Genomic DNA, 15,416 nt, shown 5'->3' with positions numbered 1-15,416 from the left:
CCCGCGGCCTTCCGTTACCTCCATCGGGCATACCCATGAACGTCTATCTCCTCCAGATCATCAATGGGATCGGGGTAGGCATGCTGTACTTCCTTCTGGCAGTCGGCCTGTCCATCGTCTTCGGTCTGTTGCGCTTCGTGAACTTCGCCCACGGGGCGTTCTATCTGCTGGGCGCCTACTTCTGTTTCCAGGCCATCCAATGGGGCCTGAATTTCTGGCTCGCGCTGGCCATCGTGCCGCTGCTGGTGGGCGCCGGCGCCTGGGTCGTGGAGAAAGTGCTGCTGCGCCACGTCTACGCGCAGGCGCATGAATTCCACATCCTGATCACCGTCGGCCTGGCGCTGGTCCTGCAGGAACTGGTCATCGTGATCTGGGGGCCGATAGGCGACAACGTCGCCGCACCCTCGGCCCTGCAGGGCGTGGTCATGTGGGGCAGCTTCATCTATCCCAAGTACCGTCTGTTCGTGATCGGCTTCACCGCTGTCTTCTCGTTGCTGCTCTGGTATGTGCTGGAAGGCACGCGGCTGGGCAGCGCGGTGCGCGCGGGCAGCGAATCGACCGAAATGGTGTCCATGCTGGGCATCAATGTGTTCCGCATGTTCAGCCTGGTCTTCGCGCTGGGCGCGGCGACCGCCGCCCTGGCCGGGGTGTTGGCCGCGCCCATACGCGGCGTCGAACCCTTCATGGGCATCGAGGCCCTGGGCATCGCCTTCGTCATCGTGGTGGTGGGCGGCATGGGCAGCTTCTTCGGCGCGCTGGTCGGCGGCCTCCTGATCGGCGTGGTGCAGAGCGTGATGAGCACGCTCTGGCCGGAAGGCGCGCGGCTGATGATCTATGTGGCGATGGCGGCGGTGCTGCTGCTGCGTCCCCACGGCCTGATGGGGAGAGGATGATGACGCGCTTGAAATCTCATGCCCAATTGCTGCTGGCGCTGGCCGTGGTGCTGCTGTTGCCGCTGTGCATGCAGTCGGGCTCGCTGGCCACGGAAGTGCTGATCTACGCGCTGGCGGTGCTGGGCTGCAATCTGCTGCTGGGTTTCACCGGGCTGTTGTCGTTCGGCCAGGGCATCTTCTTCGGCCTGGGCAGCTATGCCGTCGGCATCCTGTTGACGCGTACCGGCCTGCCGATGCCGCTGGCGTTGCTGGCGGCGATGGCGGTGGGCGCGCTGGGCGCGACGCTGGTGGGCTGGTTTGCCATCCGCCAGCGCGGCACCTACTTCGTGATGCTGACGCTGGCCTTCGCGCAGATGTTCTACTTCCTGGCGTACAGCCTGCCTGACCTGACCGGCGGCGACAATGGCCTGCTGGACGTGCCGCGTCCGGCGCTGTCGGTGGCGGGCCTGCAGCTCATGCCGCTGGCCACGCCCTGGCAGTTCTACGCCTTCGTGGCGGTGTGCTTCCTGGCGATATTCTGGCTGCTGCTGCGCGTGACCAACTCGGTGTTCGGCCGCACGCTGCTGGCGATCCGCGACAACGAGGCGCGCGCCATGGCGGTGGGCTACAACGTGCGCCTCTTCAAGTTGGCGGCTTTCGCCATCTCGGGCGCCGTCACCGCGCTGGCGGGCGCCTTCCTGGCGATGATGACCGGCATCGCGCCGCTGTCCAGCATTGAATACCACAGCAGCGAGATGATCCTGGTCATGACGGTCATCGGCGGCACCGGCAACCTGTTCGCTTCAGTGCTGGGGGCAGCTTTCTACGTGCTGTTCGCGGACTGGCTTTCCACCTTGTGGCCGCGCTGGCTGATGCTGCTGGGCTTCCTGCTGATCGCGGTCAGCCTGTTCATGCAGAAGGGGCTGTGGGGGCTGGGAGAACGCATCTGGCTGGCGCTGCGGCGCAAGCCTGCCGGCGGCGAGCCGGCCGCCAAGGAGGGACGCGCATGAATCCGCAACATTCCGCGCCGCTGCTGCAGGCCAGGGGCATCGTCAAGCGCTTCGGCAAGTTCGTGGCCCTGCATGGGGTCGATCTGCAAGTGCAGCCGCGCACGGTGCACTCCGTCATCGGCCCGAACGGCGCGGGCAAGACCACACTGTTCCATACGCTGACGGGCACCTTGCGCACCAGCGAGGGCAGCATCGTGTTCGACGGCCATGACGTGACGCAGGAGGCCGATTATCAACGGGTGCAGCGCGGCATCGCGCGCTCTTTCCAGGTCACCAGCCTGTTCGCCAACCTGTCGGTGCAGGAGAACCTGCGGCTGGCGGCGCAGGGCGCGCATCGCGCCGGCGCTTTCGACTGCTGGCATCCGCCCACCGGCCCGCGGGCGCAGCGCGAGATCGTCGACGCGGCGCTGGAACGGCTGGGCCTGTCGCGGCTGGCCAAGGTGGCGGCGGGCGCGCTGTCGCACGGCCAGCAGCGGCGCCTGGAAGTGGGCATGGCGCTGGCCGCCCGGCCGCGCGCGATTTTCCTGGACGAGCCCACCTCGGGCATGGGGGTGGACGACCTGGATGAGATGAAGCGCTTGATCCGCAGCCTGCGCGACGATCACACGGTGGTGCTGATCGAGCACAACATGAACATCGTGATGGATATCTCCGACACGATCACCGTGATGCAGCAGGGCCGCGTGCTGGTCGAAGGCACGCCTGCTGCGATCCGCAGCGACGAGCGGGTGCGCGCCGCGTACCTGGGCAACATGATCACGGGAGGCCGGGCATGATGCTGCATGTCGACGCCGTACACAGCTATTACGGCAAGAGCCATATTCTGCAAGGCGTGTCGCTCGAGCTGCCGCAGGGCGAGGTGATCACGCTGCTCGGGCGCAACGGCGCGGGCAAGTCGACCACGCTCAAGACCATCGCCGGCGTGATCGCGCCCAAGGGCGGCGCGGTGCGCTACGGCGGACGCGACATCGCCGGGCTGCCGGCGCACAAGATCGCGTCCATGGGGATCTGCCTGGTGCCCGAGCACCGCGGCATCTTCAAGCTGCTGACGGTCGAGGAAAACCTCAAGCTGGGCATGCGCCGCGATTCGCCCTGGCAGCTGGAAGACGTCTACCGCATCTTTCCCCGCCTGAAGGAGCGGCGCAGGAACGGCGGCGGCCAGTTGTCCGGCGGCGAACAGCAGATGCTGGCCATCGGGCGCGCGCTCATGAACCATCCGCGCGTGCTGATGCTGGACGAACCGGTCGAAGGCCTGGCGCCGGTGATCGTCGAGGAGATCGTGGCGCAGATCAAGTCCATCAAGCAGGCCGGCGTCACCATCCTGCTGGTGGAGCAGAACCTGGAAGTCTGCACGCAGCTGGCCGACCGTCATTTCATCATCGAGCAGGGATCCATCGTCTACCAAGGCAGCAACGCGGCCTTCATGGCGGACGAAAACGTGAAGGACCGATACCTGGGCGTGGGCGTCTAGGGACCGCCTGCGCCGCGCAACCGAAGCAAGGGAAACACCATGGAAATGAACACATTGGAGGCCGTCAGCGGCATCCGCATCGATGGCAGCCGCCTCTGGAATTCGCTGATGGAATTGGCCCGCATCGGCGCCACCGACAAGGGCGGCGTGTGCCGGCTGGCGCTGAGCGACCTGGACCGGCAGGGCCGCGACCTGGTCTGCGCCTGGGCTCGTGAGCTGGGCTGCAGCGTGCGCGTGGACGCCATCGGCAACATCTTCATGCGTCGTCCCGGCCTGCGCGATGACTTGCCCGCCGTGATGACCGGCAGCCATATCGACACCCAGCCCACCGGCGGAAAATTCGACGGCAACTATGGGGTGCTTGCAGGCATCGAGGTCCTGCGCACGCTGCACGAACGCGGCATTGCCACCGAGGCGCCGCTGGAAGTGGTGGTGTGGACCAACGAGGAAGGCTCGCGCTTCGTACCCGTGATGATGGGTTCCGGCGTGTACGCCGGCGCTTTCACGCTGGAGCACGCGCTGGCTGCGCGCGACCGCGACGGCGTCAGCGTGGATGAAGCGCTGCGCGCCATCGGCTACGCCGGTCCGGAACCCGCGCGGCCCGGGGATGTCGGCGCCTACTTCGAGGCACACATCGAGCAAGGCCCCATCCTGGAGGACCGCGGCATCACCATCGGTTCGGTGCAGGGCGCCCTGGGGCAGCGCTGGTACGACGTCGCCATCACCGGCCAGGAGGCGCATGCGGGGCCCACGCCCATGGAACTGCGCCGCGACGCCTTGCTGGCCGCGTCCAGGCTGGTGCTTGAGGTCAACCGGATCGCGCTGGAGCATGCGCCGCATGGCCGCGGCACGGTTGGCTGCATCGACAGCTTCCCGAACTCGCGCAACGTGATTCCCGGCCGCGTGGCGCTTACCGTAGACCTGCGCGCCGCCGACGACGCCACGTTGGACAGCATGGCCGCGGCGTTTGCGCGCGTCTGCGAGGAACTGGCCGAGCCGGGCCGCTTCCAGGTCGACAGCAAGGAGGTCGTGTACTTCCCGCCGCAGCCCTTCGAGCCGCGCCTGGTGCAGGCGATCCGCGACGGCGCGGCCACGCTGGGCCTGGATTCGCTGGACGTGATCAGCGGCGCGGGCCATGACGCCGTCTACATGGCGCGGGTGGCGCCCACCGCCATGATCTTCGTGCCGTGCAAGGACGGCATCAGCCACAACGAGATCGAGGACGCGCAGCCCGAGCACCTGGAGGCGGGCTGCAATGTGCTGCTGCACGCCATGCTGCGCTGCTGCGGGCGCATCCAGTTTTCCGATGGGGGCGCGCAATGAAGGCGCTGATCGCGAGGTTGAACCACGAGACCAACACCTTCTCGCCGGTTCCCACGCCGCTGTCCGCCTTCGGCAATGGCGGCCCCGCCTACGATGCGGCGGCCTATGAAGAGAACAAGGGCAAGCGCACCGCGATGTCGGCGTTCATCGACCTGGCCGAAGCGCGCAGCGCCGAACTGGTCACCCCCGTGTCGGCCACCGCCTATCCCAGCGGCCGCGTCGATGGCCAGGCCTATGCCGAGCTATGCGACCGCATCGTGGCCGCAGCGCCGGGCTGCGACGTCATCCTGCTGGACCTGCATGGCGCCATGGCGGTGGAGACCACCGATGACGGCGAGGGCGACCTGCTTGAACGGCTGCGCGCCGCCGCGCCTGGCGTGCCGGTTGCCGTGGCGCTGGATCTGCACGGCAACGTCACGCAGAAGATGATGGACAACGCCGACGTCATCGTCAGCTTCAAGACCTATCCCCACATCGACATGTACGAAACCGGCGAACACGCCGGCAGGCTGCTGTTTGCGGGCATCGACGGCCGATGCAAGCCGGTCATGGCGTGGCGCCGGTTGCCGCTGGTGTCGCATTCCCTGCGCAGCAACACGGCCGAAGGCGCCATGCGCGCCGCCGTCGTAGCGGCGCGCCAGGCAGAGGCCGCGGGGGCGCTGGGCGTGTCGGTGCTGGCGGGCTTCGGCCTGGCCGACATCCCGCATCCCTGCGTCAGCGTGGTCGTGGTGGCCGACGGCGACCGCGCCGAGGCGGAGCGCGTGGCGGGCGAGATCGCCTCCCTGATCTGGGAGCAGCGCGACGGATTCTTCTATGACAGCGAGCCGCTGGCCGAGTCGCTGGCGCGCGCCAAGATCCTGGCCGAAGGCGCAAGCAAGCCGGTGCTGCTGCTGGACCATGGCGACAATTGCATGAGCGGCGGCACTTGCGACACCCTGGACGTGCTGATGGCCGCGCTGGATGCGGGCCTGGAAGGCATACAGGCGGGGCTGTACTGCGATCCCGAGGCGGTGGCCGAATTGACCCGCGCCGGCGTCGGCGCCACGGTCGAGCTGCCGGTAGGCAACAAGCGCGCCATCGGCGAAATCGGCCGGGAGGCGCAGCCCGTCACGCTGCGCGGCACCGTGCGCGCGCTGAGCAATGGCGAGTACCTGATCACCGGGCCGACCTATACCGGGCAACTGGCCTGCATGGGCCGTAGCGCGGTGCTGGACATAGGCGCCGCGCAGCTGGTGCTGACCGAGCAGACTCACGAACCCTGGGATCTGGGCGTGTTCCAGAGTCTTGGACTGGATCCGTCCCGCGCCCGTTACGTGCTGGTGAAGTCGCGCATGTACTGCCGCCCGGTGTTCGTGCCGATCTCCCAGGCGCTGGTCGAATGTGACAGCCCAGGCGTGACCAGCTCCGACTGGTCGCTGTTCGAATTCCGCAGACGCGCGCGGCCGCTGTACCCGCTGGAACCCATGGCGGCGGCGGACTACGATCCTCGCGCGGGCGGCCGATAGACCCGCCGGAAAGAGCAGGGCGCCACAAGCGGCAGCTGTGGCGCCCGGGCAACGAACATTCTCAAACAAAAAGTAACATAAATGAGAATGATTCCGTTTGCCGTAGAATGGGGCGCTCAGCAATTCCAGTCCCCTTTGGTGCAGCCGGCCCGGCAAGGCCCTGGCCTTCCGGCACATTCCAGACGCATCCGTAATTCTTAGTGCGCGCGTGACCCCATCGGGATTTTGATCTCTGCCTGCGAACTTCCCGACATGAAAATCCGAACTCTTGCCTGCATGGCCGCCGCGCTGCCGTGCTATCTCCCCGTTGTCCACGCCCAATCCGCGTCCGATCAGGCCGGCTCCGTCGTTTCCATGGACGCCATCAAGGTCGAAGCCAGCGCCGATGCCTCGGCCGGCGGCCTGGCCGAACCCTTTGCCGGCGGGCAGGTCGCCCGGGGCGGCCGCGTCGGTTTGCTGGGTACGCAGGACCTGATGGACACGCCATTCAGCATTACCAGCTACACCAATGAACTGATCCAGGACCGGCTGGCCCGCAGCGTGGGCGACGTGCTGCAGAACGACCCGGGCGTGCGCGTGGCGCGCGGCTTCGGCAACTTCCAGGAGTCGTACTTCATCCGCGGCTTCATCCTGGGTTCGGACGACGTGGCCTACAACGGCCTCTACAGCCTGCTGCCGCGCCAATACATCGCCACCGAACTGTTCGAACGCGTGGAGGTTCTGCGCGGCGCGTCCACCTTCCTGACGGGCGCAGCGCCCGGCGGCGGCGGCATCGGCGGGGTGATCAACCTGGTGCCCAAGCGCGCACCGAACGAACCTCTGACCCGTGTTACCACCGGCGTGTCCAGCGGCGGGCAGTTCCAGTTGTCCACCGACATTGCTCGCCGCTTTGGCCCGGGCGACAGCACCGGCATCCGGCTCAACGCCGCACAGCGCAGCGGCGATACCGGTATCGACGATGAACATTCCCGTACCAGCCTGGTATCGCTGGGCCTGGATTGGCGTTCGGCCGACACCCGTTTGTCTGCCGATATCGGCTGGCAGGAGAACAAGCTCAAGCGCGCGCGTCCCAACGTGACGCTGGGCGCCGGCGTCACCAAGGTGCCCGACGCGCCCGACGCCAGCTCCAACTATGCGCAGCCCTGGTCGTATTCGAACGAGCGGGACGTCTTCGGCACCGTGCGCGGCGAACATGATTTCAGCGACAAGCTGACCGCCTACGCGGCCTTTGGCATGCGCCGCAGCGATGAAGCGAATTCGCTGGGCAACGTCACGCTGACCAACGGCAGCACGGGGGCGGGCACCTTCTACCGCTTCGACAATACCCGCGAAGACAGCGTGAACACGGGCGAACTGGGCCTGCGCGGCAAACTGCGCACGGGGCCGGTAGGCCACGAGTTCGTCGTGTCGGCATCCTTCTTCGACCTGAAGAAGAAAAATGCCTATGTGATGGACTGGCAGAACACGTATCCCACCAATATCTACAACCCGATTTCGTATGACAAGCCGCCATTCAGCGCCACCGCGCTGCGTGGCAACGACCTGGACGATCCGGCGCTGCAAGGCCGCACCCGCCTGAGCAGCTACGCCATCGGCGACACGCTGTCGTTCCTGGACGACAAGGTGCTGCTCACGGCGGGCATCCGCCATCAGCGCTTGTCGCAACGCGACTACGCGTACAACACCGGCAAGGAAAACGGCGCCTACGACGCCAGCCATAATTCGCCCGCCGCGGGTCTGGTCGTCAAGGTCGCGCCCAGCGTTTCGCTGTACGCGAACTACATCGAGGCGCTGGTCGCGGGACCGACCGCCCCGGCCAATGCCGGCGGCAAGCCGGTGCCCAACGCCGGCCAGAGCCTGCCGCCCTTCGTCTCCAAGCAGAAGGAAATCGGCGCGAAGTATGAAGGCGACGGACTGGGCGCGGGACTCGCGCTGTTCTCGACCGACAAGCCGCGCGCCATGTACAACGCCAGCAACGAACTGACCACGTCCGGCAAGGACCGCCATCAGGGCGTGGAGCTCACCATGTACGGCGAGCCCGTCAAGAGCGTGCGCCTGTTGGGCGGCCTGACTTGGCTGGACGCCACGCAGCGTTCCACCGGCAACCCGTCCATCGACGGCAACCGCGTGATCGGCGTGCCGCGCTTCCAGGCGAACATGGGCGTGGAATGGGACATCCCCGGCGTGCCGGGCCTGGCGGTGGATGGCCGCGTGGTCTATACCGGTTCGTCCTACGCGGACGACGCCAACACGCTCAAGGTGCCGGGCTGGACCCGCTTCGATGCGGGCCTGCGCTACATGATGGACGTGGACGGCCACGTCGTGACCCTGCGCGCCCGCGTGGACAACATCGCCAACCGCAACTACTGGTCGTCGGTGGGCGGTTATCCGGGCAACGGCTATCTGGTGCTGGGCGGACCGCGCACCTTCTCGCTCAGCGCGAGCATGGACTTCTGAGTTCAGGCGGCGGCGTTCACCAGAACCAGCCGCCGCGCGTGAGGTCGCTCTCGCAGCTCTTGTACTGCGCGGCGAACTTCTGGGCCCGTGCCTGCACTTTCTGCGACACGGTCTTGAGCCAGGCCTTGCGGTCGTAGCTGCGGTTGCGGTAGCCGGTCCAGCCTTCGTGGTAGTTCAGGTATTGGCCATAGGCGTCGGACTTGGACACGCCGTTGATGCGCTGGGTCTTGTTCATGTACCAGCCCATGAAATCCAGCGCGTCGGCGAAGTCGTCGCGGCTGGAGCCCCAGCCGCCGGCATCTTTCTTGTAGTCGTCCCAGGTCTCGTCCTTGACCTGGGCGTAACCGTAGGCGGAACTGACGCGTCCCCAGGGGATGAAGCCCAGGAAGTAATAGCGCGGCGGCACGGCGTCATGCTTGAAGGAGGACTCCTGGTACATCATGGCCATGGGCACCGGCACGGGCGCACCCCATTTCTTCTGCACCTTCAGGGCGGCATCGTGCCAGTCCGGCTTTTCGCGAAAGATGGCGCAGATGTTCTCGGGATTCGAGGGCGGCGCGGTGGCGCAGCCGGCAAGCGCCAGCAATAGCAGAGGCGGCAGCAAAAGCCGGGTCATTGGCGGTCTTCCTCCGGAGATCGGGGCAGGGTTGGGGGCGGATGTCACAAGTTACCGCGATTGTATGAAAACGTATCGCGGAAAAAGTTCCGTCCCTGAAATTCTCCGACCTGTGCCGCATGCGCCAGGCAAAGAAAAACGGCCCCGGATTGCTCCGGGGCCGTCTTGCAGGCGATGCAGCCAGGTTGCGCTGCCCGATGCTTAGACTTCGATGACGTCAGCCACGTCCTTGTAGTCCGCGATCTTGTCGAAGTTCAGGTACTGGTAGATCTGGTCGCCGCTCTTGTTGATGACGCCCATGTCGGCCATGTACTCGTCCTTGGTCGGGATGCGGCCCAGCTTCGAGCAGATGGCGGCCAGTTCGGCCGAACCCAGGTACACGTTGGTGTTCTTGCCCAGGCGGTTCGGGAAGTTGCGGGTGCTGGTCGACATGACGGTCGCGCCTTCGCGCACCTGTGCCTGGTTGCCCATGCACAGCGAGCAGCCCGGCATTTCCGTGCGGGCGCCGGCGGTGCCGAACACGCCGTAGTGGCCTTCCTCGGTCAGCTGGGTGGCGTCCATCTTGGTCGGGGGGGCGACCCACAGCTTGACCGGGATGTCGCGCTTGCCTTCCAGCAGCTTGGAGGCTGCGCGGAAGTGGCCGATGTTGGTCATGCAGCTGCCGATGAACACTTCGTCGATCTTGGCGCCAGCGACTTCCGACAGCGTCTTCACGTCGTCAGGGTCGTTCGGGCAGGCCACGATGGGCTCGTGCACGTCGGCCAGGTCGATCTCGATCACAGCGGCGTATTCGGCGTCGGCGTCCGGCTCCAGCAGCTTGGGGTCGGCCAGCCAGGCTTCCATGGCCTTGATGCGGCGGCCCAGCGTGCGCTCGTCTTCGTAACCGTTGGCGATCATCCACTTCAGCATCACGATGTTGCTGTTGATGTACTCGATGATCGGTTCCTTGTTCAGGCGCACCGAGCAGCCGGCGGCCGAACGTTCGGCGGAAGCGTCCGACAGTTCAAAGGCTTGTTCGACCTTCAGGTCGGGCAGGCCTTCGATTTCCAGGATGCGGCCGGAGAAGATGTTCTTCTTGCCTTGCTTGGCAACCGTCAGCAGGCCTTGCTTGATGGCGTACAGCGGAATCGCGTTGACCAGGTCGCGCAGGGTCACGCCGGGCTGCAGCTTGCCCTTGAAGCGGACCAGCACCGATTCCGGCATGTCCAGCGGCATCACGCCGGTGGCGGCGGCAAAGGCGACCAGGCCCGAGCCGGCCGGGAACGAGATGCCGATGGGGAAGCGGGTGTGCGAGTCGCCGCCGGTGCCGACGGTGTCGGGCAACAGCATGCGGTTGAGCCAGGAGTGGATCACGCCGTCGCCCGGGCGCAGCGAGACGCCGCCGCGGGTGCTGATGAATTCCGGCAGCGTGTGGTGCGTCTTGACGTCCACGGGCTTCGGATAGGCGGCGGTGTGGCAGAACGACTGCATCACCAGGTCGGCCGAGAAGCCCAGGCAGGCCAGATCCTTCAGTTCGTCGCGGGTCATGGGGCCGGTGGTGTCCTGGCTGCCGACCGAGGTCATCTTCGGTTCGCAGTAGGTGCCCGGGCGGATGCCCTTGCCTTCGGCCAGGCCGCAGGCGCGGCCGACCATCTTCTGGGCCAGCGTGTAACCGCGGCCGGTGTCGGCGGGGTCCTTGGGCAGGCGGAACAGCGTCGAGGCCGGCAGGCCCAGCGCTTCGCGCGCCTTGGCGGTCAGGCCGCGGCCGATGATCAGCGGAATGCGGCCGCCGGCGCGCACTTCGTCGAACAGCACGTCGGACTTCACTTCGAATTCGGCGATGACTTCGCCGTTCTTCAGGGCGCGGCCTTCATAGGGGCGCAGTTCGACCACGTCGCCCATTTCCATCTTGGAAACGTCGAGTTCGATCGGCAGGGCGCCGGCGTCTTCCATGGTGTTGTAGAAGATCGGGGCGATCTTGTTGCCCAGGCACACGCCGCCGAAACGCTTGTTCGGCACGAAGGGGATGTCTTCGCCGGTGAACCACAGCACCGAGTTGGTGGCCGACTTGCGCGACGACCCCGTACCCACCACGTCGCCGACGTAGGCGACCAGGTTGCCCTTTTCCTTCAGGGATTCGATGAACTTGACCGGACCGCGCTTGCCGTCTTCTTCCGGTTCGAACGCGGCGCCGTCGCGCTTGTTCTTCAGCATCGCCAGGGCGTGCATCGGGATGTCGGGGCGGGTGGTGGCGTCGGGAGCCGGCGACAGGTCGTCGGTGTTGGTTTCGCCAGGCACCTTGAAGACGGTGATGGTCAGGCTCTGCGGCAGTTCCGGACGGCTGGTGAACCATTCGGCGTCGGCCCAGCTCTGCATCACGGACTTGGCGTTGGCGTTGCCCTTGTCCGCCTTTTCCTTCACGTCGTGGAAGGCGTCGAACATCAACAGGGTCTTCTTCAGCGCATCGGCGGCGATGGTGCCGATTTCAGCGTCGTCCAGCAGGTCGACCAGCGGGCCAATGTTGTAGCCGCCCAGCATGGTGCCGAGCAGTTCAGTCGCCTTGGCGCGGCTGATCAGCGCACAAGCTTCCTTGCCCAGCGCCACGGCAGCCAAGTACGAAGCCTTGACCTTGGCGGCGTCGTCCACGCCGGCGGGCACGCGGTGGGTCAGCAGGTCGACCAGGTTCTGCTCCTCGCCAGCGGGCGGGTTCTTGAGCAGTTCGATCAGTTCAGCGGTTTGTTTGGCCGTAAGGGGCAGCGGGGGGATCCCCAGAGCCGCGCGTTCGGCAACGTGTTGGCGGTAATTATCCAGCATGTGAGGCCTGCTCAAAGTCGGGTTGGAAGAAGGGTTGTTCGCCGAATTGTAGAGGGAACAGGGGGACGCAAGCAAATGTCTTATATCTTATATAAGACTTGAGCCCATAGCTGTTGCTTAAGGGCGACGCAGGACGGCACCCTAGCGCGGCCCGGCGTCGTACACCACGCCCACCCGGGCGAAGTTGCCGCCGTATTGCTTGACGTCGACCTGGAACGGCGCGCTTTCCTCCGGCTTGAGCTTGGGCAGCCGCAATTCCTGGAAAACCGCGCCGGTCAGCTTGTCCTGGGCGTCGTAAAGGCTGATCCAGACCTTGACGTTCTCGACCTCGGCCTGGCTGTCATTGCGCACGCGGCCGTGCACGGTCACGTACTTGTAGCGGAAGCGGTGGGTGAAGTTCAGGGTGCCGGTGCCGACCTGGGCCTCGGTGTTCTCGACCGTGACCGCTAGCTTGGGGCGCGGGCCGGGCAGGGCGGCGCGCTTGGCGGGCAGCCAGTCGGTCTTGACCTCGGTATAGCGGTCGACGCGGCCGGTCAACGCCACCGGCACCCGCTCGCCGGGGTACAGGCGCGCCGGCAGGCTCCAGCTCTGGCGCAGGTCCAGCCGGTTGGAACCGTCGAACACCGTAATGTTGGCTTTCGGCGACAGGACGACGTACTGGTCGCTGGTGTTGACCAGTTCGGCGTACAGGACCGGGCGCTCGATCTCGTCGAGCAGGCGGCGCGGCGCGGACAGCTTGAGCGCGCTGGCGTCGAACAGCGCGAAGTCCGGATCCAGCAGTTCCGCGGTCGTCAGGCGCACGTGCTCGATGATTCGCGGGTCGGCCGGGCTGACGCGCACGATGCGGCTGGCGGGCGTTTCCGCCTTGGACGCGGCAGACGCTGCGGTGTGGGTCTCGCTTTGCACCATGTAGTCGTAGGAGGCGACCCGGCCCTCGGTCAGCATCTCGCAGCGCACGTCAAAGGAGGTCAGCGCGTTCGGCGCCAGCGGGCTGGCGGCGCCGTAGCCGTTGCCGGTGCCGATCAGCTTGCCGTCCTCGCCGTACAGCATCACCGTGATCTGGCTGCTGTTGGCTTCGTTGGCGCCGTTGTTCTTCAAGAGGCCGACCAGGCGGTAGGCACCGTCGTTGCGCACTAGCTGCACCTTGCTGGCGGCCACGTCGTTGTTCCTGTCCCGCGCCAGCGTCGGCTGCGAGACCTGCAGCGTATAGCGGCTGTAGGCCTGGCTGGGCGTGGAGATGATGACAGGTGTGTACTCGCCCGGCTGCAGCGAACGCGCCGGCGCCGAGCCGGAGTTCGACGGCAGCGACAGGTCGCCCTGGAAGAACGAAGCCGTGACGCGCGGCACGTCGATCTTCTTGCCCGTCTCGTTGCGCATGATCATGACCAGCTGCGTGCGGTCGCGGACCCGGATCTCCTGCACGTCCGTCAGCTTGACCAGCGAGGCGTCGATGGGAGGCGGCGCAGGCGGCTGCCGTGTGACGGTCGGTTTGGACCCGATCATGGAGGCGACCAAAGGCACGGCGATTACGGCGGCGACGGCGACTGCCACCGCCGCGATGGCGCGCGGACCGAGCTGCGGCTTGGGAGCCGGCTGCTGCATCCTGCGCAGGATCTTCTCCAGCCGTTGGGCGACGTTGTCTTCGACCAGCGTGACCGCGTGGCAATGGCTGCAGCGGTATTCGTTGGTGTCCAGCTTGGTGAATTGGGCGCTGCCGCAGGTCGAGCAGGTCAGCGTCACCGTGTTGATCGTGGTCTGTTTGGGCGTCATTCTCGCAGCCGTGCGCGCCGTATCCAGACGGCGCGGCGGATGGCGCGGCGGGAGCAAGGCGCAAGGGATTTACAGGGCGGCAAGGATAGCGGCAGGGCGCGCCGGTCATGGTGCACGAGCGCATCCAGTTGTGACAAAGTGTGAGTCGGCGCGTCCCGGTGCTATGATCGCCGGCGGAAAAAACCCGATCCCAAACCCCTAACGCTGTTCCCCGTCGATCCGCTCCCGCGCCGCGCAACGCGCCGCTCCGGGCAGAGCCGAGGCAGGTCAGGCTCTCCCATTAGCATGAGCATTTCCCAATATTTGCTGTTCCTCGCCTGCGTGGCGCTCGCCACCTATGCGCAGACCATGACGGGCTTCGCCTTCGGGCTGGTGCTGTTGGGCCTGTCGGGCGTGTTCCAGCTGGCTTCCGTGTCCGAAGTGGCCAACGTGGTCAGCGTGCTGTCGCTGGTGAACGCGGCCGTGACGCTGGCACGCGCCAAGCCGCAGGTGAACTGGTCGCTGATGCGGCCCGCGATGGCCAGCAGCCTGGTCGGCGTGGGGGCGGGCGTGGCGGCGCTGGCCTGGATCAGCGGCTCCATGGGCGTGCTGCTGCAACTGCTTTTGGGCTGCACCATCCTGGGCTGCGCGGTGCTGTTGATCGCGCGTGCGCAGCCGCTGGCGCATGTGTCCTCGCGCGGTTCGTTCGTGTTCTTCGGCGCGATTTCCGGCGTGCTGGGCGGATTGTTTTCCAGCGCGGGTCCGCCCATGGTCTATCACCTGTACCGCCAGCCCCTGCCGCTGGCCGCCATCCGCAACAGCCTGCTGATTCTGTTTTCGCTTAACGCGGTCGTGCGCCTGGCGCTCGTGACCGGGCAGGGGGCCTTCATGGCCTCGTCGTTCTGGTTGAGTCTGCTGGCGTTGCCGGTTGTGATCGGCGTCACCTGGGTGGCTCGCCGCTACAGCACGGCGGGCTCGATGAAGACCGTCAAGCGCATGGTGTTCGTGCTGTTGCTGGCGGCCGGCATGGGTTTGATCGTGCCGGCATTCAAGGCGCTCGCGGCGGGCTAGCCGCGAGTCCGTCGCATGGACCGCGCGGCGTCAGCCGCGTTCGCCGGTGATGTAGCGTTCGAGTTCGTGGATGATGAACTTCTGTTCGCTCATGACGTCCTTGACCAGGTCGCCGATGGAAAGCAGGCCGACCAGCTTGCCGTCCTCGATGACAGGCAGATGACGGAAGTGGCGTTCCGTCATCATCGCCATACAGTGTTCGCGCGTGTCCGCGCGGCTGACGTAGTAGACGGAATCGGTCATGATGTCGCGCACCTTCGTGGTACGCGAGGAGCGGTCCTGCAGCACGATCTTGCGGGCGTAGTCGCGCTCGGTCAGCATGCCCAGCACCGCGTCGCCCTGGACCACCACCACGGCGCCGATGCTGCGTTCCGCCATGATTCTGACGGCTTCGAAAACCGACGCGTCGGGCGAAACCGTCACGACGGAATGATTGGCTTTTTCCCTGAGTATCTCAGCAACTGTCTTCACGATGCGCTCCCGGATCGCTGGTGAGGATAAAACCCATGCTCCATCCTAAGCCTGGCGGCCGTGTTGCCGCAAGCGGCG

12 protein-coding genes are annotated in these 15,416 nt (G+C 66.2%); 8 read left to right on the top strand and 4 right to left on the bottom strand.

Features of this window, described 5'->3' with window-relative positions; translation table 11 throughout:
• Positions 1-35: 35 nt before the first annotated feature.
• From HV793_RS25485 to HV793_RS25455, 7 genes are all read left to right on the top strand, one after another.
• Positions 36-893: a branched-chain amino acid ABC transporter permease gene (locus HV793_RS25485; protein ID WP_054452975.1), complete on the top strand. Its 858-nt coding sequence runs from the start codon at positions 36-38 to the stop codon at positions 891-893.
• A complete protein-coding gene (locus tag HV793_RS25480; RefSeq protein ID WP_054452973.1) occupies positions 893-1,882 on the top strand; it encodes a branched-chain amino acid ABC transporter permease in 990 nt (329 codons plus the stop codon). Before HV793_RS25485 ends, HV793_RS25480 begins: the two co-directional genes overlap by 1 nt.
• Positions 1,879-2,658, top strand: a complete 780-nt coding sequence (locus HV793_RS25475) for an ABC transporter ATP-binding protein (RefSeq protein WP_054452971.1) — start codon at positions 1,879-1,881, stop codon at positions 2,656-2,658. The genes HV793_RS25480 and HV793_RS25475 overlap by 4 nt, the downstream gene beginning before the upstream one ends.
• Complete coding sequence (locus HV793_RS25470; protein ID WP_054452969.1) at positions 2,655-3,353, top strand: ABC transporter ATP-binding protein; 699 nt, start codon at positions 2,655-2,657, stop codon at positions 3,351-3,353. The genes HV793_RS25475 and HV793_RS25470 overlap by 4 nt, the downstream gene beginning before the upstream one ends.
• Before the next feature lie 39 nt (positions 3,354-3,392).
• Positions 3,393-4,676, top strand: coding sequence for a Zn-dependent hydrolase (locus HV793_RS25465; protein ID WP_119450006.1), 1,284 nt, complete (start codon positions 3,393-3,395; stop codon positions 4,674-4,676).
• Entirely contained in the window at positions 4,673-6,181 is a 1,509-nt protein-coding gene (locus tag HV793_RS25460; RefSeq protein ID WP_175214126.1) for a M81 family metallopeptidase, read from the top strand. The genes HV793_RS25465 and HV793_RS25460 overlap by 4 nt, the downstream gene beginning before the upstream one ends.
• 252 nt (positions 6,182-6,433) lie before the next feature.
• Complete coding sequence (locus HV793_RS25455) at positions 6,434-8,638, top strand: TonB-dependent receptor (protein WP_175214125.1); 2,205 nt, start codon at positions 6,434-6,436, stop codon at positions 8,636-8,638.
• Between the two features lie 16 nt (positions 8,639-8,654).
• Here the strand turns inward: HV793_RS25455 and HV793_RS25450 are convergent, their stop codons facing one another.
• The 3 genes from HV793_RS25450 to HV793_RS31180 form a co-directional block, all read right to left on the bottom strand.
• The gene (locus tag HV793_RS25450) at positions 8,655-9,254 is read right to left on the bottom strand and encodes a transglycosylase SLT domain-containing protein (protein WP_054452962.1); all 600 of its coding nucleotides are present in this window, start codon (positions 9,252-9,254) and stop codon (positions 8,655-8,657) included.
• Positions 9,255-9,455: 201 nt separating this feature from the next.
• Positions 9,456-12,047, bottom strand: coding sequence for a bifunctional aconitate hydratase 2/2-methylisocitrate dehydratase (gene acnB / locus HV793_RS25445; protein ID WP_175214124.1), 2,592 nt, complete (start codon positions 12,045-12,047; stop codon positions 9,456-9,458).
• Positions 12,048-12,188: 141 nt separating this feature from the next.
• The gene (locus HV793_RS31180) at positions 12,189-13,817 is read right to left on the bottom strand and encodes an FxLYD domain-containing protein (RefSeq protein ID WP_244958700.1); all 1,629 of its coding nucleotides are present in this window, start codon (positions 13,815-13,817) and stop codon (positions 12,189-12,191) included.
• 285 nt (positions 13,818-14,102) lie between these two features.
• Between HV793_RS31180 and HV793_RS25430 the strand changes: the two genes are divergently transcribed.
• Positions 14,103-14,867 (top strand): sulfite exporter TauE/SafE family protein, encoded by a 765-nt coding sequence (locus tag HV793_RS25430; protein WP_054452957.1) that lies wholly within the window; start codon positions 14,103-14,105, stop codon positions 14,865-14,867.
• A 30-nt stretch (positions 14,868-14,897) separates the two neighbouring features.
• Here the strand turns inward: HV793_RS25430 and HV793_RS25425 are convergent, their stop codons facing one another.
• Positions 14,898-15,338: a CBS domain-containing protein gene (locus HV793_RS25425; RefSeq protein ID WP_054452955.1), complete on the bottom strand. Its 441-nt coding sequence runs from the start codon at positions 15,336-15,338 to the stop codon at positions 14,898-14,900.
• Between the last annotated feature and the right edge of the window lie 78 nt (positions 15,339-15,416).

The sequence above is a fragment of the Achromobacter aegrifaciens genome, assembly GCF_902859965.1.
Taxonomy (GTDB): domain Bacteria; phylum Pseudomonadota; class Gammaproteobacteria; order Burkholderiales; family Burkholderiaceae_B; genus Achromobacter; species Achromobacter aegrifaciens.
Note: the sequence above shows the minus strand (reverse complement) of the source record. Positions and strands in the feature narration are given on the sequence as shown.

Excerpts from the sequence above, each read along its gene's own strand:
- HV793_RS25485 (WP_054452975.1), top strand. The coding sequence starts at position 36 with ATGAACGTCTATCTCCTCCAGATCATCAATGGGATCGGGGTAGGCATG.
- HV793_RS25480 (WP_054452973.1), top strand. The coding sequence starts at position 893 with ATGACGCGCTTGAAATCTCATGCCCAATTGCTGCTGGCGCTGGCCGTG.
- HV793_RS25475 (WP_054452971.1), top strand. The coding sequence starts at position 1,879 with ATGAATCCGCAACATTCCGCGCCGCTGCTGCAGGCCAGGGGCATCGTC.
- HV793_RS25470 (WP_054452969.1), top strand. The coding sequence starts at position 2,655 with ATGATGCTGCATGTCGACGCCGTACACAGCTATTACGGCAAGAGCCAT.
- HV793_RS25465 (WP_119450006.1), top strand. The coding sequence starts at position 3,393 with ATGGAAATGAACACATTGGAGGCCGTCAGCGGCATCCGCATCGATGGC.
- HV793_RS25460 (WP_175214126.1), top strand. The coding sequence starts at position 4,673 with ATGAAGGCGCTGATCGCGAGGTTGAACCACGAGACCAACACCTTCTCG.
- HV793_RS25455 (WP_175214125.1), top strand. The coding sequence starts at position 6,434 with ATGAAAATCCGAACTCTTGCCTGCATGGCCGCCGCGCTGCCGTGCTAT.
- HV793_RS25450 (WP_054452962.1), bottom strand. The coding sequence starts at position 9,254 with ATGACCCGGCTTTTGCTGCCGCCTCTGCTATTGCTGGCGCTTGCCGGC.
- acnB (WP_175214124.1), bottom strand. The coding sequence starts at position 12,047 with ATGCTGGATAATTACCGCCAACACGTTGCCGAACGCGCGGCTCTGGGG.
- HV793_RS31180 (WP_244958700.1), bottom strand. The coding sequence starts at position 13,817 with ATGACGCCCAAACAGACCACGATCAACACGGTGACGCTGACCTGCTCG.
- HV793_RS25430 (WP_054452957.1), top strand. The coding sequence starts at position 14,103 with ATGAGCATTTCCCAATATTTGCTGTTCCTCGCCTGCGTGGCGCTCGCC.